Source organism: Pseudomonas sp. 31-12, from assembly GCF_003151075.1.
In the GTDB taxonomy this organism is placed as follows: Bacteria; Pseudomonadota; Gammaproteobacteria; order Pseudomonadales; family Pseudomonadaceae; genus Aquipseudomonas.
The window spans coordinates 6006495-6030423 of the sequence record NZ_CP029482.1 but is presented as its reverse complement, the minus strand read 5'-3'; the positions used below and the strand labels follow the sequence as shown (position 1 = coordinate 6030423).

Below are 23929 nucleotides of genomic sequence, written 5' to 3'. Positions count from 1 at the left end.
GTGGTGATGAGTGTTGCTGGAGTGTCGGGGCAGCGCCAGTCCGGCTGTCCGGCTTTTTCGCACTGGCCGTTATTCTTGCAGACTGTAGGAACATGGATCACCCATCGAATTCCGTCAGGGGGCGGGTTTTTATCGAGCAGGCGAGTCGCTGCGTCTATCGAGCATCGGGTTCCAGATTTCGCATTACACGGTTCATCTTCTAGAATCAGGCAAATTGTAGGTGGAACCTCCCATGGCCGGCAGTCAGATCGAACGTGTCTTCAACGTGCTCGAAAGTCTCACCAGTGATCCTCGCGGTCTACCGATGCAGCTACTAGCGGAGCAGCTCGACATCCCTAAAAGCGCCACTCACCGTCTGCTCGCCGAGCTGATCCGGCTGGGGTATGTGCGGCAAAATCCGGAAAACTTGCGGTATCACTTGTCCACCAAACTGGTGGCTATGGGGTTTCGTTACCTGTCAGGCAGCGGTGCAGATATCGTTCAGCCCGTACTGGATCGCCTAGCCCAGGAAACCGGGGAGCTGGTGCGTCTTGGGGTGATTGAAGGTGAGCGGCAGGTCTGGATCGCCAAGTCTCAGGGCGCCCGTTCCGGCCTGCGTTATGACCCGGAAATGGGCCGCGATGCGCCGTTGTTCTATACCGCGTCGGGCCATGCGTGGCTGGCGTGCATGAGCGATGCCGAGGCGTTGTCACTGGTGGAACGCCAGGGCGGCGAGCGGCCAAAAGACCTCGGGCCGAATGCGCCGCGTTCCAACATTGAATTGCTCGAACGCTTGCGTCTGGCGCGGGAGCAGGGCTACGCCTGGGTCGAGGAAAGCTCGGCGGTGGGCACCTCGGCGATTGCGGCGGTGGTGCGGCACCCGAGCGAGGGGCGAGTGATCGGCGTGCTGAGTATCGCCGGGCCGAGTGCGCGGATGCCGGGGGCGCGGTTGCATGAGTTGGCGCCGCTGCTGGTGAGGTATACCGAGGAATTGGCGGCGGCGAGTCTGGCGTCGGAGTTGTTCAGTTAACCTCGGTGCGCCGCCAGCCTATTGTGGGAGCGGGCTTGCTCGCGAAAGCGGTGGGTCAGTCAACTTGGATTTGTCTGGCATACCGCTTTCGCGAGCAAGCCCGCTCCCACAGTGGACTTTTGTAGGTCGCAAAACCGTGCGATGTTCGAACACTTTCGGCCTATGCTTGTGTTGGAATCTGGAACCAGGTTCTAAATTGTTTGAACTCGCCGTCCGCGACACGTTTCACTTCGCAAGGGATAACCATGACAGCCAGCACTCCGCTCTCCGGCGTAAACCAGCCCTTCAAAGGGATCCTGCTGATTGTCGTTGCGACGTTCCTGTTCTCCAGCCATGACGCTTTTTCGAAATACCTCTCGGGCTTCTATCCGATCGTGATGGTGGTCTGGGCTCGTTATGTGGTTCACACCCTACTGATGGCCGGGATTTTTCTGCCGCAATCCGGGCTGCGCGTCCTACGGACCAAACGGCCGATGCTGCAGTTGGTGAGGGCGTTGTGCCTGTTGGGCACCAGTCTGTTTTTTACCACCGGCCTGCAGTACATCCCCTTGGCCGAAGCGACGGCGGTCAACTTTCTTGCACCGGTGCTGGTGACCGCGTTGTCGGTGCCGCTGCTGGGTGAGCGTGTCACCCGTGGCCAATGGATTGCGGTGATTTGCGGGTTTGTCGGCGTGTTGATCATCGTTCATCCCGGCGGCGACCTGTTCACGCCAGCGGTGTTGCTGCCGCTCTGTTCGGCGCTGTTTTTCTGCTTCTATCAACTGCTCACCCGCAAGCTCAGCAACATCGACAGCCCGACCACCAGCAACTTTTTCGCCGGCCTGTGCAACACCCTGGTGATGAGCGCGCTGGTGCCGTTCTTCTGGCAAGTGCCGACCCTTGGGCATGGCTTCATGATGGTGGCGCTGGGGACCTGCGGGATGACCGCGCATCTGTTTCTGACCCAGGCCTTCCGCCACGCCGCGCCCGCGTTGTTGGCGCCGTTCGGTTATTGCCAGATTGTGTTTGCCGGTCTGCTGGGTTGGCTGCTGTTCTCCCACACACCGACCCTGACCACGGTGATCGGGATCGCGGTGATTTGCTGCAGCGGGTTGGCGGCGGCGTGGCAGCAGAGTCGTCGGTAAAACGGTGAACGAGCGGTGGGAGCGGGCCTTTGTGGCGAGGGGACTTGTCCCCGTTGGGTCGCGAAGCGGCCCCAATTTCTGAATTCAAGTTGTATCTGATACACCGAGAATTCAGATTTTGGGACTGCTGCGCAGTCCAACGGGGACAAGTCCCCTCGCCACAAAGACTCGCTCCCACAGGGGAATTGCGTCGGAGTTTTACTCGGTGACGGTAGGAATCTTGCGCGGCGACATGAAGTACATCCAGATCAGGGCAATGAAGTACATCGCCGGAATCAGGGTGAACAGCACGGTGTAGTTGTTGTTAGTGACGGTCAGGATGTGGCCGACCAACTGGGTCATGAACATCCCGCCGATGGCGGCGCACATGCCGCCGAAGCCGAATACCGTACTCATCATGTGTTTAGGCGTGTAGTCCATCACCAGGCTCCAGATGTTCGCGGTCCAGGCCTGGTGCGCGCCGATGGCCAGGGAAATGGCGAACACCGCGACCCACAGACTGCTCGAACCCGCCGCCATGATCACGCCGACGATGCAGCAGGCGAACAGGAACATGGACAACAGTCGCGCCTTGATCGGGTTCATGCCGCGGCCGATCATGAACGAAGAGAGGATCCCGCCGCCAACGCTGCCGAAGTCGGCGGTCAGGTAGATGATGATCAGTGGGATGCCCATCTGGGTCACGTTGATCCCCAGGTTGTATTGCTGATTGAGAAACGGCGGCAGCCAGTACAGGTAGAACCAGAACACCGGCGCAGTCATGGAGTAGGCGAGGGCAAAGGCCCAGGTGCCCCGCATGCGCAGGATTTTCGAGAACGGGACGCGGGCCTGTTCCGGCTCGACTTCTTTTTGGATGTAGTCCAGTTCCGATTGTTTGACGCTCGGATGATCTTCCGGGTTGAAGTACTTCAAACCCCAGAACAGCAACCAGATCCCGCCCAGTGACGCCATGCACAGGAACGCGGCTTGCCAGCCCCATACGTGCAGGATCAGCGGCAGCAGCATCGGTGTGAACATCGCGCCGACGTTGGTGCCGGCGTTGAAGATGCCGGTGGCCACGGCGCGTTCGCCGGCCGGGAACCACAAACGCGTGGTTTTCACGCAAGCCGGGTAGTTGGCGGCTTCCGTCAGCCCGAGGATAAATCGGCAAACCATGAAGCCGACCGCCGAAGTGGCCAGGCCGTGGGCGCCGGTCGCCAGGCTCCAGAGCAACACCGCGCAGAAGAACACGCGTTTCACGCCGACCCGGTCGATCAGCCGGCCTTGCAGCACGAAACCGATGGCGTAGCCGACCTGAAACCAGAAGTTGATGTTGGCGTAGTCCATCGCCGTCCAGCTCATTTCCTTGGCGAGGATGGGCTGCATGACGCCCAGTGCCGCGCGGTCGATGTAGTTGAGCGTGGTGGCGAAAAACACCAGCGCCAGCATGCCCCAACGGGTTTTGCCGACCGCCATGGCGCCGCGAATCTTGTCGCCGATGCCGCCGCTGGCAGGAGTCATGGAGGAACGCTCCACGGGAGAGCTTTGAGAAGGAGTCATGTAGGCCACCGATTATTTTTATGTGGTGTTCTGAGTCTTTGGTTACCGAGACCGATGTGTGTGACCGGGCTCAATGTGTCGTCGATGTTGGGCAGTGGACGAAAAATCGTCAATTCGCCAAAGGGCATTGTGTTCGATAATCGCACGCAAAACTAACTGGGTAGTACACTTTGAATTGCTCATTAAACAACCCCGACCAATAATTCGCTCACTCTTTTAAAAGCGGCGCAAATTCCCTGTAGCCGAAGCCTCCACCGGGAGCCGAAATATGCAGCGTTCCATTGCCACCGTTTCCTTGAGCGGTACCCTGCCGGAAAAACTCGAAGCCATTGCCGCCGCCGGTTTCGACGGGGTGGAGATTTTCGAAAACGACCTTCTCTACTACGACGGCAGCCCGCGGGAAATTAAACAGATGTGCGCCGATCTCGGGATCGCGATCACGCTGTTCCAGCCGTTCCGCGACTTCGAAGGCTGCCGCCGCGACCGTTTGTCTCGCAATCTGGAACGGGCCGAGCGCAAGTTCGACCTGATGCAGGAGCTGGGCACCGACCTGGTGCTGGTGTGCAGCAACGCGTCCGCCGACTCCGTCGGTGATGAACACATCCTCATCGATGACCTGCGCCTGTTGGCCGAACACGCCGGCGCACGCGGGTTGCGGATCGGCTACGAAGCATTGGCCTGGGGCCGGCATGTGAACACTTGGCAACAGGTGTGGAACATCGTCCGTCAGGCCGATCATCCAAGCCTCGGTGTGCTGCTGGACAGCTTTCACACGCTGTCGCTCAAGGGTGATCCGAGTGCGATCGCCGAGATTCCCGGTGACAAGATCTTCTTCGTGCAGATGGCCGACGCGCCGATCCTGGCGATGGATGTGCTGGAATGGAGTCGGCATTTCCGCTGCTTCCCGGGCCAGGGCGAATTCGATTTGCCGGGCTTCCTGGCACCCATCATCAAGAGTGGTTACACCGGGCCGCTGTCGCTGGAAATCTTCAATGATGGTTTCCGCGCCGCACCGCCTCGGGCCAATGCCGCCGACGGTTTGCGCTCGTTGCTGTATCTGGAGGAGAAAACCCGTCAGCGTCTGGCGCAGGAAGCGGCACCGTCGACCCATCCCGACATTCTGTTCGAGACGCCCAAAGCCAGCGGATACAACGGCATCGAGTTTCTCGAATTTGCAGTGGACGAAAGCCTTGGCGCCAAGCTCACCCATTGGCTGGAGCGCCTGGGTTTCGTCAAGGCCGGGCAACATCGCTCCAAGAGCGTGAGCCTGCTGCGCCAGGGCGATATCAACCTGGTCCTCAATTGCGAGCCTTACTCGTTTGCCCACAGCTTTTTCGAAGCCCACGGCCCTTCGCTGTGCGCCACCGCCGTGCGGGTCAAGGACAGCGCGAGTGCGCTGGCTCGAGCCGTGGCCTATAAAGGTCAACCGTATCGCGGATTGGTCGGCCCCAATGAACTTGAGCTGGCCGCCGTGCGCGCTCCGGACGGCAGCCTGATCTATCTGGTGGATCAGGAAGCTGATGTCTACGGCACCGACTTCAATCTGCAACCAGCCACGGTGACCGGTGGCGGCCTCAAGCGCATCGACCACATGGCGATGGCGCTGCCGGCCGACAGCCTCGACAGTTGGGTGCTGTTCTACAAGAGCCTGCTGGATTTCGAAGCCGACGACGAAGTGGTGCTGCCCGATCCGTACGGTCTGGTGAAGAGCCGGGCGTTGCGCAGTCGCGACAGTTCGATTCGCTTGCCGCTGAACATTTCCGAGAACCGCAACACCGCGATCTCACACGCGCTGTCGAGTTATCGCGGCTCCGGTGTGCATCACATTGCGTTTGATTGCGATGACATCTTTGCCGAAGTCAGTCGTGCGAAAGAGGCGGGCGTGCCGCTGCTGGATATCCCGCTCAATTACTACGACGACCTTGCTGCACGATTCGACTTCGATGACGAATTCCTCAGCGAACTGGCGTATTTCAACGTTCTTTATGACCGTGATGCCCAGGGCGGTGAGCTGTTCCACGTTTATACCGAGCCGTTTGAAGGGCGGTTCTTCTTCGAAATCATCCAGCGCAAAAATGGCTACGCCGGTTACGGCGCGGCTAACGTGGCGGTGCGCCTGGCGGCCATGGCCAAATCCCGAAGCGGTGCCGTACGTCAGGCAAAGTTGTAGGAAAATCGTAAACACGGCGACAAACCGTCGCCGCGCGGCTTCCTTCACTGTGCGGCGCGGCCCATAATCGCCAGCCTGTGCAGTGATGGCCGTGAGCCCGCAATGACGATAACTTCAGAACTCTCCGCAGCGCCCGCCGAACCCATTGCCGAGCCGCGCAAGAGTCGCAAGAACAACCCGGAAAAGACCCGCGAGAACATTCTTCAAGAGGCAATTGTCGAGTTCGTCCAGCAAGGGCTTTCCGGTGCTCGCGTCGACGCGATCGCCGAGCGCATCCACACCTCCAAACGCATGATCTATTACTACTTCGGCAGTAAGGAGCAGCTCTACGTCGAGGTGCTGGAGAAACTCTACGGCGATATCCGCAATACGGAAAACCACCTGCACCTGGCCGAACTGGCCCCGGTGGAGGCGATCCGGCGGTTGGTGGAGTTCACCTTCGATCACCATGATCGCAATGTCGATTTCGTGCGCATCGTCAGCATCGAGAACATTCACAACGCTGAATACGTGAAGCGCTCCGACGCGATCAAGGCGATGAACAACACCATCCTTGACTCACTGGGCGTGATTTTGCGTCGCGGGGCCGAAGAGGGCGTGTTCCGTTCAGGGCTTGAGCCGCTGGATGTGCATTTGCTGATCAGCTCGTTCTGCTTTTATCGCGTGTCGAACCGCCACACCTTCGGTGAGATCTTTCAGATCGACTTGCCGGATGAAAGCATCAAGCAGCGGCATCGGGAGATGATCTGCGAGTCGGTCTTGCGATACCTGCAGGCCTGACCTGTGGCGAGGGGGATCGCCCCGTTGGGCTGCGACGCAGCCCTCATACTTTCTACCTTAGCCATTCATGCTCTGAAAATGCGCCAACATCCGCTGCGCATCCGGCACCACGCCACTGAACAATTCAAACGCCTTCACCGCCTGAAACACCGCCATGTTGCCGCCATCCAGCGTACGACAACCCAAGGCGCGGGCGTTGCGTAGCAACTCGGTTTCCAGCGGAAAATAAACAATCTCCGCCACCCACAATTCAGCCCGAAGCAACTCCACCGGCACCGGCATGCCCGGCAGTTTTTTCATGCCCATGGGCGTGGTGTTCACTAACCCATTCGCTTGGCCCAACGTGCTCGGCAAATCATGCCCCGCCACGGCCCGGCCAGCGCCGAAGTGTTGATTGAGGTTGTCCGCCAAGGCTTGAGCGCGGCTGATCTCCACATCAAAAATACTCAGCAGCTGTACGCCTTCGCTCAGCAGCGCGTGGGCCACCGCTGCACCTGCGCCGCCAGCGCCCATCTGGACCACACGCTCGCGGGCAACGTCCTTCAATCCACGGCGAAAACCCTCGGCAAATCCCAAACAATCGGTGTTGTGGCCGATGCGTTTACCGTCCTTCAGCACCACCGTATTCACCGCCCCGATGCCGCGAGCTTCCGGCGACAATTCGTCGAGCAGCGGGATGATCGCTTGCTTGCACGGGAAGGTGATGTTCAAACCGGTGAAGTTCATTCGCTCGGCGGCCATCAGCAGGTCGGGCAGGGCGCTGCTATCGAGTTTCAGCTGATCGAGGTCGATCAAGCGATAGAGATAACGCAAACCCTGGGCATGACCTTCATGCTCGTGCAGCGCCGGGGTACGGGAAGCCTGGATGCCGGCGCCGATCAGCCCGGCCAATACCGCGTTGTTCTGAGTCACGGCGTTCACCCCTTCAAACGTTGGCTGAAATAATCCAGCGCCAGGCGATAACCGTGGCTGCCGAAACCGGCCATCACCGCAGTGGCAATGGCTGAAACGAAGGAGTGATGCCGGAAGGGCTCGCGGGCGTGGACGTTGGACAAGTGGACTTCGACCACCGGCAATTCGCTGGCGATCAAGGCATCGCGGATCGCCACTGACGTGTGTGTCCAGGCCGCCGGGTTGATCACGATCCCGGCGCAACGGCCGCGGGCTGTGTGAATCCAGTCGAGCAATTCGCCTTCGTGATTGGTCTGGCGAAACTCCACGGCCAGGCCGAACTCTTCGGCGGCGCGTCCGCACAGCGCCGAAATGTCGGCCAGGGTTTCGTGGCCGTACGTCGCCGGTTCGCGAGTGCCGAGCAGGTTCAGATTCGGGCCGTTGAGCACCAGAACGATAGGGGACATCGAAGTCTCTCCACTTATTATTTTTGGAATGGGCTGGGGTATTCAGCCTGTGGAGATAAATTGTACTAGCTGGTTAGTTCGGTCAATTGAAGAGCGCTTTCATTCAGGTTTTGTGTGCGGTGATCGGACAGTCCCAATGCTTTAACGCGGCAAATGTTCAACCAGAAAATCGATGAATGCCCGCAGTCTCAGCGGCATATGGCGACTCTGTGGATAGAGCAGGGTAAACGGCCGGGAGCGTCCGCCATAAGGTTTGAGCACTTCGACCAACGAACCATTGGCCAGCTCGTTTTCGACGATGAAGCGGTAGGTTTGAAACAGCCCCGCGCCGTGTTTGGCCAAAGTCACGCCGCCGAGCACATCGTCAGAACAACTGAAGCTGCCCTCGGCAAGAATCTCCTGCGGTGCGCCGTTGTCGTTGAACAGCCAGGCAATGCGCCGGCCGCTGCTGGGCAGTTCGTACTGAATGCATTCGTGCTGCGCAAGATCGTCCAGGCTTTGCGGGACACCTGCGCGCTTCAGGTACTCGGGACTGGCAATCATCACCAGCTCGGCGTCCTCAAGGTGCCGGGCAATGAGACCGGAATCCGGAATCGCCCGCACGCGGATCGCCATGTCATAGCCTTCGCCGACGAAATCGATGTTGCGATTGCTGATGTGCGACTCGACTTTCACGTCTGGAAACCGCGCCCGGAATGCCGGCAACAACGGCAAGATCCGGTGGTGCGCATACGTCGTGGGAATACTGATACGCAGTGTGCCGGACGGTTGCTGCTGCTGGCCCATGACCTCGCGCTGAGCCTCCACCAGCTGAGCCAGCGCCTGACGGCATTCCTCGTAATAGCGCCGGCCACTGTCGGTCAGCTTGACGCTGCGGGTGGTGCGCGCAAACAGCCGCACGCCGAGGCGTTCTTCCATGCGCGACACCGAACGGCTCACGGCGGCCGGTGTTACGCCGGCCACCAACGCGGCCGCTGTAAAGCTGCCGGCCTCGGCCGCGAGGCAAAACAGTTCGATGCTGCCCAGCTGAAGATCGTCGAATACTCGCTGCATGATTGATGACACCACGGATCAAATGAGGGACTGCGCCACTGTAGATGAAATCGACGAAGCGGTGCTTTACTTGACCGGCGTCTCAATTGATTACCGGACAGGAGCAGCATCATGCCTTTCGTCAGCGTACGCATCACCCGTGACGGCGTCACCCGGGAGCAGAAAGCCCAGGTCATCGCCGAAATTACCGACACCCTGAAACGCGTCCTCGGCAAGCCGCCGGAGCTGACCCACATCGTGATCGAGGAAGTCGATACTGATAACTGGGGGTACGCGGGCATCACCACCACCGAGTATCGAAAAAACCAGCCGGGATGATTGTGTGCCAAGCCAGGAAAGCCGTTCTCGTGACGGCTTTTTTGTGGGCACGAGGAAAGGATTGCTTACTATTTTGCGCAGTTATCCACCGGCTCAAGGCGAGGCTTGGCGCTAGTCTCAGAGGCATAAAGGCAATTTGGCGCAGAGCCAATTGTCGGATTTTCCAGGGAGTGTCGAGTCTGTGGACTCATTAACCTAACGGATGGGTTAGCATGCGATTATTCAGCTACAAAGGATTTTCAATGGTGATCATGCTGCGCGATGAACACTGTCCGCCGCACGCGCATGTAGACGCCGGAAGCTGGAGTGCACGCTTCAAATTCTGCTTTTGGCACAACAGTGTCGAGCTGTGGGATGTGGTTCCTCATTTAAACCGGCCACCTGTGGCAGTGCTGGAAGGGTTGCGGCACGCACTTGGACAGCCCGCCCACCTGCGACGCGCCCGGGCCATCTGGTGGGACAAGCTACAAACGGTCTGTCTCGATCATCAGAAATGGGACTGGCAGACCAGCGAAGTCGTGGTGGTAAAAAGGATTGCGAGTACGACCTGGATGATTGGCTCGGCTTGCTATGAACCCGAGACGAACAAGACCCTGCTGGCGCTGATCGGTGTTCCGGAGGGGGTGGAGATCCAACTATGAAAACGATACAGGCAGGAATGCTGGCCGATCGGCCCGTCACCGAGGCCGTGCTGGATGAAGCCATCCAGCGCGGGCAAGTGCGCCAAAAAAGCGGATTGCAGGCGATTTCGGTGAGGTTTATGGAACCTTGTCTGGCGGTCAGCTTTACTGATGGCAGTGGCGTGCTGCTGCCTGTGCAGCACTACCCGGAATTTGATGATTTCGACATCGAGGATTTCGTAGATCTGAAAGTCGGCTTTTCCGGAACCGCCCTGTGCCATGTTGGCAAGGATCTGCACGTGTCCATCGCCGGGATGATTTCGGCGAGCAAGCCTTTGATGGACATGGCAGCCTCGGTCATCGCCTCGCGCAATGGTCGCCAAAGCAGCTCCGCCAAAGCCGAGGCTGCGCGGGCTAATGGCCGTAAAGGCGGGCGTCCGCGCAAGGCAGAGGTCACCGAATGAGCACCCACAAAAAAGCCGTCGTACAGACGGCTGTTTTGTAGGGGAGGGCTGCAATTAACGACGCGTCAGCAACACCCCGGATTCCATGTGATGTGTCCACGGAAACTGGTCGAACATCGCGCACTGGGTGATGCGATGGGTGTCGTGCAACTGGGCGATGTTGGCTGCCAGGGTTTCCGGGTTGCAGGAGATGTAGAGGATGTTGTCGAAGCGCCGGGTCAGCTCGCAGGTGTCCGGGTCCATGCCGGCGCGAGGCGGATCGACGAAGACGCTACCGAACTCGTAGCTCTTCAGGTCGATGCCGTGCAGGCGACGGAACGGACGAACTTCGTTCAAGGCTTCGGTCAGCTCTTCCGCGGATAAACGCACCAGGGTGACGTTATCCACAGCGTTTTCGCTGAGGTTGCTCAGTGCGGCGTTGACCGACGTCTTGCTGATTTCGGTGGCGAGCACTTTGCGTACGCGGGTCGCCAGCGGCAGGGTGAAGTTGCCGTTGCCGCAATACAGCTCCAGCAAATCGTCCGGGCGATCGCCGAGTGCGTCGTAAGCCCAGTTGAGCATCTTCTGGTTCACGGTGCCGTTGGGCTGGGTGAAGGCGCCTTCAGGCTGGCGATAGCTGAACGTGCGACCACCGACGTCCAGTTTCTCGACCACGTAATCCTGGCCAATCACTTCGCGTTTGCCTTTCGAGCGACCGATAACGCTGACGTTCAGGTCGGCGGCCAGTTTCGTCGCCGCCGCGTGCCAGTGTTCGTCCAGCGGGCGGTGATAGCAGAGCGTGATCATCGCATCGCCGGCCAGGGTGGTGAGGAACTCCACCTGAAACAGCTTGTGGCTCAGTGCCGCACTGGCCTTCCACGCCGCCTTGAGCTGCGGCATTAGTTCATTGATGCGCAGGCTGGCGATCGGGAACTCTTCGATCAGGATCGGTGTGCGTTTGTCTTCCTGGGAAAACATCGCGTAATGCCGATCGCCGCCTTCGCGCCACAGGCGGAACTCGGCACGCAGGCGGAAATTTTTCAGCGGCGAGTCAAACACCGCAGGTTCCGGTGCATCGAACGGGGCCAGCAGGTCGCGCAGGCGCGTGACCTTTTCTTCGAGCTGGACGGCGTAAGCCTGGGAATCAAAAGTCATGCGTTGAACCAACCCAACTTGATCACGAACAGAATCGAAAGAATCACCAGCGCCGGGTTCAGCTCACGGCCGCGGCCGGACAGCAACTTGATCGCGGTCCAGGAGATGAAACCGAAGGCGATGCCGTTGGCGATGGAATACGTGAATGGCATGGCCAGCGTAGTGACCACGACCGGTGCGGCAACGGTGATGTCGTCCCAGTCTATTTCGGCCAGGCCGGATGTCATCAACACCGCGACGAACAGCAGCGCCGGGGCGGTGGCGAATGCCGGAACGCTGGCGGCCAATGGCGAGAAGAACAGCGCCAGCAGGAACAGAATCGCCACCACGACGGCGGTCAGGCCGGTGCGGCCACCGGCACTCACGCCGGCGGCGGATTCGATGTAGCTGGTGGTGGTCGATGTACCGAGCAATGAACCGGCCATGGCCGCGGTACTGTCGGCGATCAGGGCGCGGCCCATTTTCGGCATGTGGCCGTCCTTGCCCATCAGGCCGGCGCGCTTGGCGACGCCGATCAGTGTGCCGGAGTTGTCGAACAGGTCGACGAACAGGAAAGCGAAAATCACGCTGACCAGACCGATGTCCAGCGCACCCTTGATGTCCAGTTGCAGGAAGGTCGGGGCCAGGGACGGTGGCATCGACATCACGCCGCCAAACGGCGTGAAGCCCAATGCGATGGACGCGATAGTCACGACCAGAATACCGATCAGCACCGCGCCGCGTATGGCCAGCGCTTCGAGGGCGACGATCAGGGCAAAACCGAGGGTCGCGAGAATCGGTGCCGGCTGCTTGAGGTCACCGAGGCCGACCATGGTCGCCGGGTTGCTGACCACGATGCCAGCGTTATGCAGGGCGATCAGTGCCAGGAACAGGCCGATACCGGCCGCGATGGCCGAGCGCAGCGGCAGCGGGATGCTGTTGATGATCCATTCGCGGATGCGGAAGATCGACAGCAGGAAAAACAGCACCGCCGAGATGAACACCGCCCCCAGCGCCACTTGCCAGGTGTGGCCCATGTGCAGGACCACGGTGTAGGTGAAGAAGGCGTTCAGGCCCATGCCCGGCGCAAGCGCGATCGGGTAGTTGGCGATCAGGCCCATGGTCGTCGAGCCGATGGCGGCTGCCAGACAGGTCGCGACAAACACCGCGCCCTTGTCCATGCCGGTCTCGCCGAGGATGCTCGGGTTGACGAACAGGATGTAGGCCATGGCCAAGAAGGTCGTGACGCCCGCCAGAATCTCGGTCCGCACGTTGGTGTTGTGTGCCTTGAGTTGAAACAGCCTTTCCAGCATGTCTGCTCCCCGTGGCGCGCCCGGCGCCGTGAATGTATCGACCTCAACAGCAAAGCACAGACCGTTGAAGGCGCCTGGTAATTTTCTGCGGGTCGGAAAAAGCCGCGCATCATACCAGCAGCGTGGGGCTGTGGCTGCTTATGGCTGCGATCGTCGCCGATGTTTTGCGCTAAAGCGAAGTGCGCCATACTGCGCGCTGGTTCTGGGGGGCGATATGTATTGCATTAAAAAGTGTGGGGTTGCGGTGATTGGCGTCGCGATGGCGTTGTGGCTCGGGGCGCAAACGGCCTCGGCGGCGATGGCGTCTGCGTTGACTCAGGTGAAAGTGATCAAGGTCGAATCGCAGGGCTGTGGTCTTGAAAATATTGTCGAGAAACAGGAGCAGACGAGCTGCGACCACAGTGGTCCAAGCATCAAGGTCTACGTTCTGGAGATTGGCTACGGTAGCCTTAGTCCGCACGTTGCGCTGGATGGTTTTGAAGTGGACGGCAACCGGACGTCGGTGTGTGCCTATCAAACCGGCAACCTGAAGGAGTGCGCGCCCGGAGAAAAAACCGTCGGCAATCTGTATATCTTCAATCTTGCAGGCAAGCAGGACGGCATCTTTACCTTCAGCAACACCTCCATCAACGCGCCCCGCAACACGATGTCGACACAGCTTTACATCAAGTAACGGCAGCGCTCGAACAAGGGGCAGGAAAGCTGACTACGCTTTAAAGATCATTCTGTGGACCGCGCCCATGACCTTTAGAGCTTTGATTACCCTCGCCGAGGGCATCGACGACCTGCAAACCGTCACCCTGATCGATGTACTGCGCCGCGCCAAGGTTGAAGTGGTGGTGGCAAGCATTGAGGGGCGACGCATGATCACTTGTTCTCGCGGTACCCGCCTGACCGCCGATGCGATGCTGGTGGATTTGCTGGCTCAGCCGTTCGACCTTCTCGTATTGCCTGGAGGAGAGGTGGGTTCACAGCACCTCGCCGCGCATCAGCCCCTGCAACAGTTGATCAAGGACCAGGCCGCCGCCGGGCGTCTGTTCGCCGGCATCGGTGAATCCCCCGCGCTGGCCTTGCAAGCCTTCGGCGTCTTGCGACAGCGGCGCATGACCTGCCTGCCATCGGCCAGCCATCAACTGTCGGGTTGTAATTTCATTGACCAGCCCGTGGTGGTCGACGGCAACTGCATCACCGCGCAGGGATCGGGTGCGGCCCTGCAGTTTGCCCTGACGCTGGTGGAGCAACTCTGCGGTAAAGCCACGCGAGCTGCCGTGGCGGCGGAGTTGGTTGTTTGAAAAACGTCAGGCGTGAATGGCGATGGGTTGGATAAACGGTTGCTCACGGTGCTCCGCTTGCCAGAGATCGTAATCGGTCTGAACACCTAACCACATCCGCGCCTTGCCAATCCCGGCTCCTCGCTCCAGACGCGCTGCCAAATCCGGCAGCGCTGCGCGGTCCATGAACTGAAGCATGCGAGACAGACGTTTTGCCTGTTCTGTGCGAGTGTGCATTGACCTTTGTTTACCCTTTTCCACGCCCATCAATTCCCTTGAACGCTCATCCCACCCCGAAGTCGTACCCCTTATGACGGCGGTTTGCCAAAACGCCGCGAACGTACGACCAACCGTGAGGTGTTTATGAGTGCGACCACTCCCGAGGCAGCGCAGCCGTCCTTCGTCCGTCATCCGTTACGCCTGACGCTCAACGGTCAGGAGCGACAGCTCGACGTCTTGCCGTGGACCACGTTGCTGGATCTGCTGCGTGAGCAGTTGGACCTGATCGGCACAAAAAAAGGCTGCGATCACGGACAGTGCGGCGCCTGCACGGTGTTGCTCAACGGCAAACGGGTGAACGCTTGCCTGACGCTGGCGGTGATGTGCAACGGTGCAGAGCTGATCACCATTGAGGGGTTGGCGACTGGCGACGAATTGCACCCCATGCAGCAAGCCTTCATCAAACACGATGCCTTTCAGTGTGGCTATTGCACACCGGGGCAGATCTGCTCGGCGGTCGGCCTGGTCAATGAAGGGCGGGCGCAAACCACGGCAGACATTCAAGAACTGATGAGCGGCAACCTCTGCCGTTGCGGTGCCTACAATAATATTCGCGACGCCATCAAAGAGGTGCTTCCCGCCTGCCGCCAACCTGAGCAGGGGGAAGATCAATGAATCCTTTCCACTACAGCAAACCCGATTCGGTACAGGCTGCCGTGCATCTGGCCGGCCCGGCATCGCATTTCATCGCCGGCGGTACGAACCTGCTGGATTTGATGAAGGAAAATGTCACCCGTCCAGAACACTTGATCGACATTACCGGGCTGCCCTTGCGCGATGTCACTGAAACGGCCCAAGGGACGCTGATGATCGGTGCACTGGTCAGCAATGCCGAACTGGCGTGGCACCCGTTGATCGAACAGCGCTACCCGCTGTTGTCCCAGGCGATTCTGGCCGGCGCGTCACCACAACTGCGCAATATGGCCAGCACCGGCGGCAACCTGCTGCAACGCACGCGCTGCTATTACTTCTATGACGCTGGCGTGCCATGCAACAAGCGGGAACCCGGTAGCGGTTGTCCGGCGCGGGACGGGCTGAACCGGATTCATGCGATCTTCGGCGCCAGTGAATCGTGCGTCGCTACCCACCCCTCAGACATGTGTGTGGCCTTGGCCGCACTGGAGGCCGTGGTTCACGTGCAAGGCCCCAGCGGCGCGCGAACCATCGAGTTCGCTGATTTCCACCGTCTGCCGGGCGATGCTCCCGAACGTGACAACCAACTCGCCGACGATGAACTGATCACCGCTATCGAATTACCCGCCACCGGTTTTGCCGAACACAGCCATTACCTGAAAATTCGTGATCGCGCGTCATATGCCTTTGCATTGGTTTCGGTCGCCGCAGCGCTCGATTTGTCCGGACCGATCATTCGCAAGGCGCGATTGGCCCTTGGCGGCGTGGCGCATAAACCCTGGCGTGACAGGGCCGTGGAAGACTGGCTGGTTGGCAAAGAGGTCAGCCGCGAAACCTTCGCCGCCGCCGCCGATGCTTTGCTGCAAAACGCCGAGCCGCTCGAACACAACGCGTTCAAAGTGAAACTGGCGCGCCGGGCAATCGTGCGCGCACTGAGCGATGCCGCGCAGGGAGGGCAAGCCCGATGAACACTTACACTCAACCCATGGGGCAGCCGCTTGACCGGGTCGACGGCCAGCTCAAAGTGACGGGACAGGCGCGCTACGCCGGCGAGTTTCCCGAGGACGGCCTGCTTCACGGCAGTGTTGTTTCCAGCACCATCGCTTGCGGACGGGTGATTCGTATTGATGCATCGAAGGCCTTGGCGTTGCCCGGGGTCGTAGCAGTGATCGATCACAGCAACCGCCCGAAGATCGCCAGCTACGACAAAGACTATGACGACGCCGACTCGGCCGACGGTTCACCGTTCCGGCCTTTGTATAACGATCAGGTCCTGTACAGCGGGCAACCGCTGGCACTGGTTGTCGCGGACAACCTTGAGCTGGCGCGCCATGCCGGTTCATTGATCAGGATTGAATACGAAACCGACGACCATCAGACCGATCTGTTATCGCTGCAAGGCGAAGCCCATCCGGCACCCGCAGAATTGCCCAAGTCGCGTGGGAACTTTCAGGCTGAGTTCGCCGGCGCAGCCATGAGCCTGGACCTGAACTACAGTACCCCGATCGAGCATCACAATCCTATGGAGCCGCACGCCAGCACGGTGCTCTATCAGGCCGACGGCAGCTTGCACGTCCATGACAAGACCCAAGGCCCGCAGAACTGTCAGTCGTATGTGCAAAAGGTGTTCGGGCTTGAGAAAGAGCAGGTCAGAATCTTCGCCGCGTATGTCGGCGGTGCATTCGGTTCGGGCTTGCGTCCGCAGTATCAACTGCCTTTGGCAGTCATGGCGGCGCTGCAACTCAAGCGCTCGGTGCGGGTGACGTTGACTCGGCAGCAGATGTTCACCTTCGGCTATCGCCCCCGCACCCTGCAGCGTTTGCAATTAGGCGCCGCTGCCAATGGCCGTCTGCTTGCCGTCGCCCACACCGCCATTGGCCAGACTTCGCGTTTTGAGGATTTCACCGAGCATGTGGTGGAGTGGAGCGGCATGCTCTATCACTGCGACAACGTGCAATTGGCCTACAAACTGGTGCCGCTGGATGTGTTCACGCCGCTCGACATGCGAGCGCCGGGCGCGGCGTTGGGGCTGATTGGCCTTGAATGCGCGATGGACGAACTGGCCTGTGCGTTGGCAATCGATCCGGTGCAGTTGCGTTTGATCAACTACGCCGAGCGCAATCAGAACGAAGACAAGCCGTACTCCAGTAAAGAGTTGCGCGAATGTTATGCCCAGGGGGCCAGGCGTTTTGGCTGGGATAGGCGCGATCCCGAACCGCGCAGCATGCGCCAGGGGCGGCAGTTGGTGGGCTGGGGCATGGCCGGTGGAGTGTGGGAGGCGATGCAACAGAAGGCCAGTGCCAAGGCTTCGCTCGATCACAATGGCCAGTTGACCGTCAGCAGCGCCACCACCGACATCGGTACCGGGACTTACACGGTCATGACGCAAATCGCTGCGCAGGCATCAGGCGTTTCTGTAGATCATGTCACTTTTGTCCTCGGTGATTCTTCATTGCCGACTGCGCCGTTGCAGGGCGGATCATTCACCGTGTCATCAGTCGGCACTGCCGTTCAGCAGGCCTGTGAGGCGTTAAAGGAAAAATTGCTCGCCGTGGCGCGGCAGACTTCGCCTGCGTTCGCAGGCGTGACCGCGGAACAAGCTGTTTTTGAAGACGGACATCTTTCGTTTGATGATGCACGACTAAAACTGGCCGACCTGGTTCGGAACTGTGGCGAAGAAACGATCGAGGCCCAGGTCGACGCCGAACCGGAGAAGAAGCGCGAAGCCTACGCCACCGCTACCCATTCAGCCGTGTTCGTCGAAGTGCTGGTCGATGAGGCGCTGGGCACGGTGAAGGTTAACCGTGTCGTCAGCGCGATTGCGGCGGGTCGAGTGGTTAATCCGAAAATGGCTCGCAGCCAGATTCTCGGGGGCGTGGTGTGGGGTATTGGGATGGCATTGCATGAGGAGACGCAAACCGACCATGCGCTGGGGCGTCACATGAACCACAGCCTGGCCGAGTACCACATCCCGGTCAATGCCGATATCGGCGAAATAGACGTGCTTTTTGTCGAAGAACACGACGAGATCGTCAACGCTCTCGGCTCAAAGGGTGTTGGCGAAATCGGCATTGTCGGGGTCGCGGCGGCCGTGGCCAATGCCATCTACCACGCCACCGGCAAGCGGGTGCGGGACTTTCCCATCACCCTCGACAAGCTGCTTTAGACCTTGGCTTCTTCCAACGGTACATGCATGCGGTCGCGGTTGGCCAGGGTCGGGAACAGTTTGATCCACGCCCCGGTCACCACCAATGTGCCAATACCGCCCATGACCACCGCCGGCACGGTGCCGAACCAATGGGCGGTGAGGCCGGATTCAAACTCGCCCAACTGGTTCGACGCGCCGATAAACAGACCGTTGACGGCGCTGACCCTGCCGCGCATTTCGTCCGGGGTTTCCAATTGCACGAAGGAGGCGCGGATCACCATGCTGATCATGTCCGCCGCGCCCAACACCACCAGCACGGCCAGGGAAAACCAGAACGAAGTCGAGAGGCCAAACGCGATGGTCGCGACGCCGAACACACCGACGGCGGTGAACATCACCCGCCCGACTTTGCGCTCCACGGCAAATCGCGCCAGGTACAGGGACATCAACAGCGCACCGACTGCCGGGGCGGAACGCAACAGGCCCAAGCCCCATGGGCCGGTCAACAGGATGTCCTTGGCGAACACCGGCAGCAACGCTGTCGCACCGCCGAGCAATACCGCGAACAGATCCAGGGAGATCGCCCCGAGAATGTCCGGGCGGCTGCGAATGAAGCGGATGCCCGCGAGCAACGAGTCCAGGGTCGCTTTGCCCTTGTTCAGCGGCGTTTGTCGGGCGGGCAGATTGAGCATCAACAGGCAGGCAATGATGTAGAGGATCACCGTCGGGCCATACACCCAGACACTACCGAAGGCATAGAGCAAACCGCCCAGGGCCGGGGCGACGATGGTGGCCGATTGCTGGGCCGACTGCGCGGCGGCGACTGCGCGGGGAAACAGCGCGCTGGGCACGATGCTCGGTAGCAAGGCTTGGGTGGTCGGCATCTCGAAAGAGCGCGCAGCACCCAGCAGGAACGCGAGGATGAAGATCATTTCCCGGGTGACATGGTCGGTCGCGCTGCCAATGGCCAGTGAAAGAGCGATCAACGCCTGCAGGGACTGACAGATCGCCGCAACCTTGCGCCGGTCATAGCGGTCCGCGACATGTCCGGTATGCAGCATGAACAGCACCCGCGGGGCAAATTCCACCAGCCCCACCAAGCCCAGGTCCAGCACATTGCCGGTCAGTTGATACAGATTCCAGCCGATAGCCACGGTGAGCATCTGAAAACCACTGGCGGTAAACACCCGAGCCAGCCAGAACGCGATAAAAGGGCGGTGATGACGTAGCAGCAAGGGCGCGTGGCTGGGCATCTGAAGGCAGTTCTTGAGCGAGGGGAGGGTCGAGATTATCACCAACCTGTAACCAGAAGTTGCAGGATGGGCAAATTTAGTTAGCTAGACACCGATCTCATAAAATTGCCTCGGACCTATTGTGGCGAGGGGGCTTGCCCCCGTTGGGCTGCGAAGCGGCCCCATTTTCTGGCATCTCATGGCAACTGGTAGACCGCATCAGCCGATCTTGCGGCCGCTGCGCGGCCCAACGGGGGCAAGCCCCCTCGCCACAGGATGTTCGCTCCCACGGGTAATGTGTTTCAGTTCATGAGCAGAGCTATGAGGCAACCTGTCACGCGTCAAAAGACCACACCGTCCATCGTCAAAAATCGGACTACTCTTTCAACCATTGCTTGATCCAGATCAAGACCCTTGTGGAAATGATCCGGCGGCCAGATGGCCAGACTCCCTACGTTGTGATGTTTGTAAAAAAAGAACGAATGCTAATTCGCCACACTCCATATCCGTGGGGGCAGTGGGTGCAGGCCGCAAGCCTTCAGCCGGTATTACCTGACAGAGGAAGACTTATGTTCGGTTTGGAGGCGCTTGATCTCGCCCGAATTCAGTTCGCGTTCACCATCTCATTCCACATCCTGTTCCCGGCCATCACCATTGGCCTGGCGAGTTACCTGGCGGTGCTCGAAGGTCTGTGGCTGAAGACGAACAACGACACTTACCGCGATCTTTACCATTTCTGGTCGAAGATCTTTGCCGTCAACTTCGGCATGGGCGTGGTGTCCGGGTTGGTCATGGCCTATCAGTTCGGCACCAACTGGAGCCGCTTCTCGGATTTCGCCGGTTCCGTGACAGGGCCGTTGCTGACGTACGAGGTACTGACAGCGTTCTTCCTTGAGGCCGGTTTCCTTGGCGTCATGCTGTTCGGCTGGAACAAGGTCGGGCGCAACCTGCACTTCTTCGCCACGGTTATGGTCGCCATCGGCACGCTGATCTCGACCTTCTGGATTCTTGCTTCAAACAGCTGGATGCAGACCCCGCAAGGTTTCGAAATCATCAATGGCCAGGTCATTCCCACCGACTGGTTCGCCGTGATCTTCAACCCGTCATTCCCCTACCGCCTGATGCACATGGCCACGGCCGCGTTCGTCGCCACCGCTTTCTTCGTCGGCTCCTCGGCGGCCTGGCATTTGCTGCGCGGCAAGGACAATCCGGCGATCCGCACCATGCTCTCGATGGCGATGTGGATGGCCTTGATCGTGGCGCCGATCCAGGCCGTCATCGGTGACTTCCACGGGCTCAACACACTCAAGCACCAGCCGGCAAAAATCGCCGCGATCGAAGGTCACTGGGAAAATCATGGCGATGAGCCAACCCCGCTGATCCTGTTCGGTTGGCCGGACATGAAAGAAGAACGGACCAAATTCGCGGTGGAAATTCCGTACCTTGGCAGCCTGATCCTCACGCACTCCCTGGACAAGCAAGTGCCGGCGCTCAAGGACTTCCCGCCTGAAGACCGGCCGAATTCGACTATCGTGTTCTGGTCGTTCCGGATCATGGTGGGGCTGGGCATGCTGATGATCTTCACCGGACTGTGGAGCCTGTGGCTGCGCAAGAGCGACAAGCTGTACACCTCGCGACCGTTCCTCTATCTGGCGTTGTGGATGGGGCCATCCGGCCTGATCGCGATCCTCGCCGGTTGGTTCACCACTGAAATCGGCCGTCAGCCGTGGGTGGTCTACGGCCTGATGCGCACGGCAGATGCGTCCTCCAATCACAGCTTCTTGCAGATGAGCATCACGCTGATCCTGTTCGTGGTGGTGTATTTCGCGCTGTTCGGTGCCGGTCTGGGCTACATGATGCGCCTGGTGCGCAAAGGGCCGAAGATCGACGAAGGCAAGGAAACGCCCGAAGGTGGTCCAGGCAAGAAACGCACGCCGGCTCGTCCGCTGTCCGCCGCCGACGATGACGCCGACGCTGATAGCAGCCCCAGCCTGACCAAGGAGATTTGAGTCATGGGTATTGATCTTCCGCTGATCTGGGCCGTGATCATCATCTTCGGCATCATGATGTACGTGGTCATGGATGGCTTCGACCTGGGGATCGGGATTCTCTTCCCGTTCATCCCGGGCAAGACCGACCGTGACGTGATGATGAACACCGTCGCTCCCGTCTGGGACGGCAACGAAACCTGGCTGGTACTGGGCGGCGCGGCGTTGTTCGGCGCGTTCCCGCTGGCCTATTCGGTGGTGCTCTCGGCGCTGTACCTGCCGCTGATTTTCATGCTGATCGGGCTGATTTTCCGTGGCGTGGCCTTCGAGTTCCGCTTCAAGGCCAAGGACGACAAGCGTCACCTGTGGGACAAGGCGTTTATCGGTGGATCGATTGCTGCAACCTTCTTTCAGGGGGTGGCGCTGGGCGCATTCATCGATGGGCTGCCGGTGGTCAATCGCCAGTTTGCCGGTGGTTCACTGGACTGGCTGACACCGTTCACCCTGTTCTGCGGCCTCGCGTTGGTGGTGGCTTATGCGCTGCTGGGTTGCACCTGGCTGATTATGAAGACCGAAGGCAAGTTGCAGGAGCAGATGCACGATCTGGCACGGCCATTGGCATTCGTGGTGTTGGCGGTGATCGGTATCGTCAGTATCTGGACCCCGCTGACTCACGCTGAAATCGCCGCTCGCTGGTTCACGCTGCCGAATCTTTTCTGGTTCCTGCCGGTGCCGATTCTGGTGTTGGTGACCATGTACGGTCTGATTCGCGCGGTGGCCCGCAATGCGAATTACACGCCGTTCCTGCTGACCCTTGTGCTGATCTTCCTTGGCTACAGCGGTCTGGGCATCAGCCTGTGGCCCAACATCGTGCCGCCGTCGATCTCGATCTGGGACGCCGCTGCACCGCCGCAAAGCCAGGGCTTCATGCTGGTCGGTACGCTGTTTATCATCCCGTTCATCCTGGGTTATACCTTCTGGAGCTACTACGTGTTCCGCGGCAAGGTGACCCACGAAGACGGTTATCACTAGCGCACACGACAACGGCGCAGGGCCGATTCCTGCGCCGTTTCAGAGGAGGTCACGATGATGGCTGGCAAACATTCCCTTGAGGAAATCAAGGAAGCAGAGAAAAAACCGCTTTGGCAGCGGCTCGGTTGGTTGGCCTTGATCTGGGTCGGTAGCGTGGGGGCCTTGTTTATCGTGGCCAGCCTGATGCGCATGTTCATGAACGCCGCAGGTCTGTCCACGCACTGAGACACTCGACATTCCCATCCCGTTGCCTTGCGGCACGGATTCAAACCCTCCTGTCACGGAGGGTTTTTTTACCTGCGATTACTTGCGGGCTTTGAGAATGACGAATTTCGGCGTAGCCGCTACTTGTTCAACACCGCGGAACAGCCGTGCGAGCTTGCTGTGGTAACCCAGGTGACGGTTGCCGACGATGTACAGCGCACCGCCAACCACCAGGGCTTCGCGCGCCTGCTGGAACATCCGCCAGGCGAGAAAGTCGCCAACGACCTGTTGCTGGTGAAACGGCGGATTGCACAGCACCACGTCCAGCGATTGCGGCTCTTGCCCGGCCAGGCCGTCGTCCGCACGCACGATCACCTCACGGTCACCCAGCGCAGCGCGCCAGTTTTCGCTGGCCGATTGCACCGCCATGAACGACTCGTCCACCAGCGTGTACCGGGCCTCAGGGTTTTGCAGAGCGCTGGCGATTGCCAGTACGCCATTTCCACAACCAAGGTCGGCGACTCGCGCTGTGCCGAGGTTGTTGGGCAAATGTGGGAGAAAGGCTCGCGTACCGATGTCCAGCCCTTCGCGGCAGAACACATTGGCGTGGTTCAGCAGCTCGATCGCCGGTGTGTCGAGTTGATAGCGTGAAGGGTAGGGGGACACGGCCGGGGATTTGGTTTCAGGTGTTGCGATCAGCAGCCGGGCTTTCTTCACTGCCAATGAGGCTTGTACCGGGCCGATGTAGCGCTCCAGCAGATCACCCGCCGCGCGAGGCAGATGCTTGACCATGGCTGCTGCAATCACCTGGGCGCCCGGGGCCAAGTGGTTTTGCAGGCGAATCAGTTGCTCTTCCAGCAAGGCCAGGGTTTTCGGCACGCGGATCAACACACGGTCGAACGGGCCTGTAAATTTTTCGTTGGCCGGTACGATGGGTACGGTGTCGAAGGCCTGGCCGTTGCGGATCAGGTTTTTTTCCAGACCCTGAAAAGCCAGGAACGAGTCGCCGCTGCTGGTCACGAATACTTTTCCTGCCAGGCTCGCGGCCAATGCGCCGAAGCTATCGTTGAGCACCAGCACTCGGGTGTCCGCGGCCGGCTGCTGCTCGGACAGATGATTGAGCAGGTATTCGTCTGCTGCATCGAAAGCTTGCAGCGGTTCGTTCTGCTGTTCTGGCTGACGGATCAGATCGAGTTGGGCGAAGGGCGTTTCGAGCAGGGGCATGAGGCTGGGGGCTCTGGGTAGTCAACAGGTGTGGTGTCCCGCTGCCTGAAGCGTTGT

Annotated in this window: 24 protein-coding genes; 15 read left to right on the top strand and 9 right to left on the bottom strand. The window is 59.8% G+C overall.

Annotated features, from left to right (window positions below; genetic code table 11):
- Positions 1-232: 232 nt before the first annotated feature.
- Positions 233-1009, top strand: coding sequence for an IclR family transcriptional regulator (locus DJ564_RS28470; RefSeq protein WP_109635047.1), 777 nt, complete (start codon positions 233-235; stop codon positions 1007-1009).
- Between the two features lie 245 nt (positions 1010-1254).
- Positions 1255-2133 carry a DMT family transporter gene (locus tag DJ564_RS28465; RefSeq protein ID WP_010467437.1) on the top strand — a complete coding sequence of 293 codons (879 nt, stop codon included), beginning with the start codon at positions 1255-1257 and terminating at the stop codon, positions 2131-2133.
- A 198-nt stretch (positions 2134-2331) separates the two neighbouring features.
- Here the strand turns inward: DJ564_RS28465 and DJ564_RS28460 are convergent, their stop codons facing one another.
- Entirely contained in the window at positions 2332-3633 is a 1302-nt protein-coding gene (locus DJ564_RS28460) for an MFS transporter (protein WP_256597460.1), read from the bottom strand.
- Positions 3634-3940: 307 nt separating this feature from the next.
- Between DJ564_RS28460 and quiC the strand changes: the two genes are divergently transcribed.
- Positions 3941-5842, top strand: a complete 1902-nt coding sequence (gene quiC / locus DJ564_RS28455) for a 3-dehydroshikimate dehydratase QuiC (protein WP_109635043.1) — start codon at positions 3941-3943, stop codon at positions 5840-5842.
- Between the two features lie 102 nt (positions 5843-5944).
- Positions 5945-6622: a TetR/AcrR family transcriptional regulator gene (locus DJ564_RS28450; RefSeq protein WP_109635041.1), complete on the top strand. Its 678-nt coding sequence runs from the start codon at positions 5945-5947 to the stop codon at positions 6620-6622.
- Between the two features lie 57 nt (positions 6623-6679).
- On the opposite strand, the gene DJ564_RS28445 is transcribed toward DJ564_RS28450, so the two are convergent.
- From DJ564_RS28445 to DJ564_RS28435, 3 genes are all read right to left on the bottom strand, one after another.
- Positions 6680-7534: a shikimate dehydrogenase gene (locus DJ564_RS28445; protein ID WP_109636227.1), complete on the bottom strand. Its 855-nt coding sequence runs from the start codon at positions 7532-7534 to the stop codon at positions 6680-6682.
- Positions 7535-7539: 5 nt separating this feature from the next.
- A complete protein-coding gene (gene aroQ / locus DJ564_RS28440) occupies positions 7540-7980 on the bottom strand; it encodes a type II 3-dehydroquinate dehydratase (protein ID WP_109635040.1) in 441 nt (146 codons plus the stop codon).
- 141 nt (positions 7981-8121) lie between these two features.
- Entirely contained in the window at positions 8122-9033 is a 912-nt protein-coding gene (locus DJ564_RS28435) for a LysR family transcriptional regulator (protein WP_109635038.1), read from the bottom strand.
- Positions 9034-9144: 111 nt separating this feature from the next.
- Between DJ564_RS28435 and DJ564_RS28430 the strand changes: the two genes are divergently transcribed.
- The 3 genes from DJ564_RS28430 to DJ564_RS28420 all read left to right on the top strand — a co-directional run bounded on the left by DJ564_RS28430 (position 9145) and on the right by DJ564_RS28420 (position 10435).
- Positions 9145-9351, top strand: coding sequence for a 4-oxalocrotonate tautomerase family protein (locus tag DJ564_RS28430; RefSeq protein WP_059402046.1), 207 nt, complete (start codon positions 9145-9147; stop codon positions 9349-9351).
- Positions 9352-9563: 212 nt separating this feature from the next.
- Complete coding sequence (locus tag DJ564_RS28425) at positions 9564-9992, top strand: DUF4160 domain-containing protein (protein ID WP_109635037.1); 429 nt, start codon at positions 9564-9566, stop codon at positions 9990-9992.
- Positions 9989-10435: a DUF2442 domain-containing protein gene (locus DJ564_RS28420; RefSeq protein ID WP_109635035.1), complete on the top strand. Its 447-nt coding sequence runs from the start codon at positions 9989-9991 to the stop codon at positions 10433-10435. The genes DJ564_RS28425 and DJ564_RS28420 overlap by 4 nt, the downstream gene beginning before the upstream one ends.
- Positions 10436-10489: 54 nt before the next feature.
- On the opposite strand, the gene trmA is transcribed toward DJ564_RS28420, so the two are convergent.
- Both trmA and DJ564_RS28410 read right to left on the bottom strand, forming a co-directional pair.
- Positions 10490-11569: a tRNA (uridine(54)-C5)-methyltransferase TrmA gene (gene trmA, locus DJ564_RS28415; RefSeq protein ID WP_109635033.1), complete on the bottom strand. Its 1080-nt coding sequence runs from the start codon at positions 11567-11569 to the stop codon at positions 10490-10492.
- Positions 11566-12861: an NCS2 family permease gene (locus DJ564_RS28410; protein WP_109635031.1), complete on the bottom strand. Its 1296-nt coding sequence runs from the start codon at positions 12859-12861 to the stop codon at positions 11566-11568. The genes trmA and DJ564_RS28410 overlap by 4 nt, the downstream gene beginning before the upstream one ends.
- A gap of 214 nt (positions 12862-13075) precedes the next feature.
- Here DJ564_RS28410 and DJ564_RS28405 point away from each other — a divergent pair, with 214 nt between their 5' ends.
- Positions 13076-13534, top strand: a complete 459-nt coding sequence (locus tag DJ564_RS28405; protein WP_109635030.1) for a DUF4879 domain-containing protein — start codon at positions 13076-13078, stop codon at positions 13532-13534.
- Between the two features lie 67 nt (positions 13535-13601).
- On the top strand, positions 13602-14153 hold the full coding sequence (locus DJ564_RS28400; RefSeq protein WP_109635028.1) for a DJ-1 family glyoxalase III: 552 nt from the start codon (positions 13602-13604) through the stop codon (positions 14151-14153).
- Positions 14154-14159: 6 nt separating this feature from the next.
- Here the strand turns inward: DJ564_RS28400 and DJ564_RS33005 are convergent, their stop codons facing one another.
- Positions 14160-14399, bottom strand: a complete 240-nt coding sequence (locus DJ564_RS33005) for a hypothetical protein (protein WP_371922004.1) — start codon at positions 14397-14399, stop codon at positions 14160-14162.
- 96 nt (positions 14400-14495) lie between these two features.
- On the opposite strand from DJ564_RS33005, the gene DJ564_RS28390 reads away from it, so the two are divergent.
- The 3 genes from DJ564_RS28390 to DJ564_RS28380 are packed head-to-tail and all read left to right on the top strand — an operon-like array spanning position 14496 to position 18210.
- Positions 14496-15026, top strand: coding sequence for a (2Fe-2S)-binding protein (locus DJ564_RS28390; RefSeq protein WP_109635026.1), 531 nt, complete (start codon positions 14496-14498; stop codon positions 15024-15026).
- Positions 15023-16012: a xanthine dehydrogenase family protein subunit M gene (locus tag DJ564_RS28385; RefSeq protein ID WP_109635025.1), complete on the top strand. Its 990-nt coding sequence runs from the start codon at positions 15023-15025 to the stop codon at positions 16010-16012. Before DJ564_RS28390 ends, DJ564_RS28385 begins: the two co-directional genes overlap by 4 nt.
- Positions 16009-18210 (top strand): xanthine dehydrogenase family protein molybdopterin-binding subunit, encoded by a 2202-nt coding sequence (locus DJ564_RS28380; protein WP_109635023.1) that lies wholly within the window; start codon positions 16009-16011, stop codon positions 18208-18210. The genes DJ564_RS28385 and DJ564_RS28380 overlap by 4 nt, the downstream gene beginning before the upstream one ends.
- On the opposite strand, the gene DJ564_RS28375 is transcribed toward DJ564_RS28380, so the two are convergent.
- A complete protein-coding gene (locus DJ564_RS28375; RefSeq protein WP_109635022.1) occupies positions 18207-19445 on the bottom strand; it encodes an MFS transporter in 1239 nt (412 codons plus the stop codon). The two genes, DJ564_RS28380 and DJ564_RS28375, sit on opposite strands and share 4 nt — an antisense overlap.
- A 548-nt stretch (positions 19446-19993) precedes the next feature.
- Between DJ564_RS28375 and DJ564_RS28370 the strand changes: the two genes are divergently transcribed.
- From DJ564_RS28370 to DJ564_RS28360, 3 genes are read left to right on the top strand one after another with little or no spacing between them, the layout of a single operon-like run.
- Positions 19994-21433, top strand: coding sequence for a cytochrome ubiquinol oxidase subunit I (locus DJ564_RS28370; RefSeq protein ID WP_109635020.1), 1440 nt, complete (start codon positions 19994-19996; stop codon positions 21431-21433).
- 3 nt (positions 21434-21436) lie between these two features.
- Entirely contained in the window at positions 21437-22444 is a 1008-nt protein-coding gene (cydB, locus tag DJ564_RS28365) for a cytochrome d ubiquinol oxidase subunit II (protein ID WP_109635019.1), read from the top strand.
- 57 nt (positions 22445-22501) lie between these two features.
- Entirely contained in the window at positions 22502-22669 is a 168-nt protein-coding gene (locus DJ564_RS28360) for a DUF2474 domain-containing protein (protein WP_109636226.1), read from the top strand.
- 78 nt (positions 22670-22747) lie between these two features.
- On the opposite strand, the gene DJ564_RS28355 is transcribed toward DJ564_RS28360, so the two are convergent.
- A complete protein-coding gene (locus DJ564_RS28355; protein WP_109635017.1) occupies positions 22748-23872 on the bottom strand; it encodes a class I SAM-dependent methyltransferase in 1125 nt (374 codons plus the stop codon).
- Between the last annotated feature and the right edge of the window lie 57 nt (positions 23873-23929).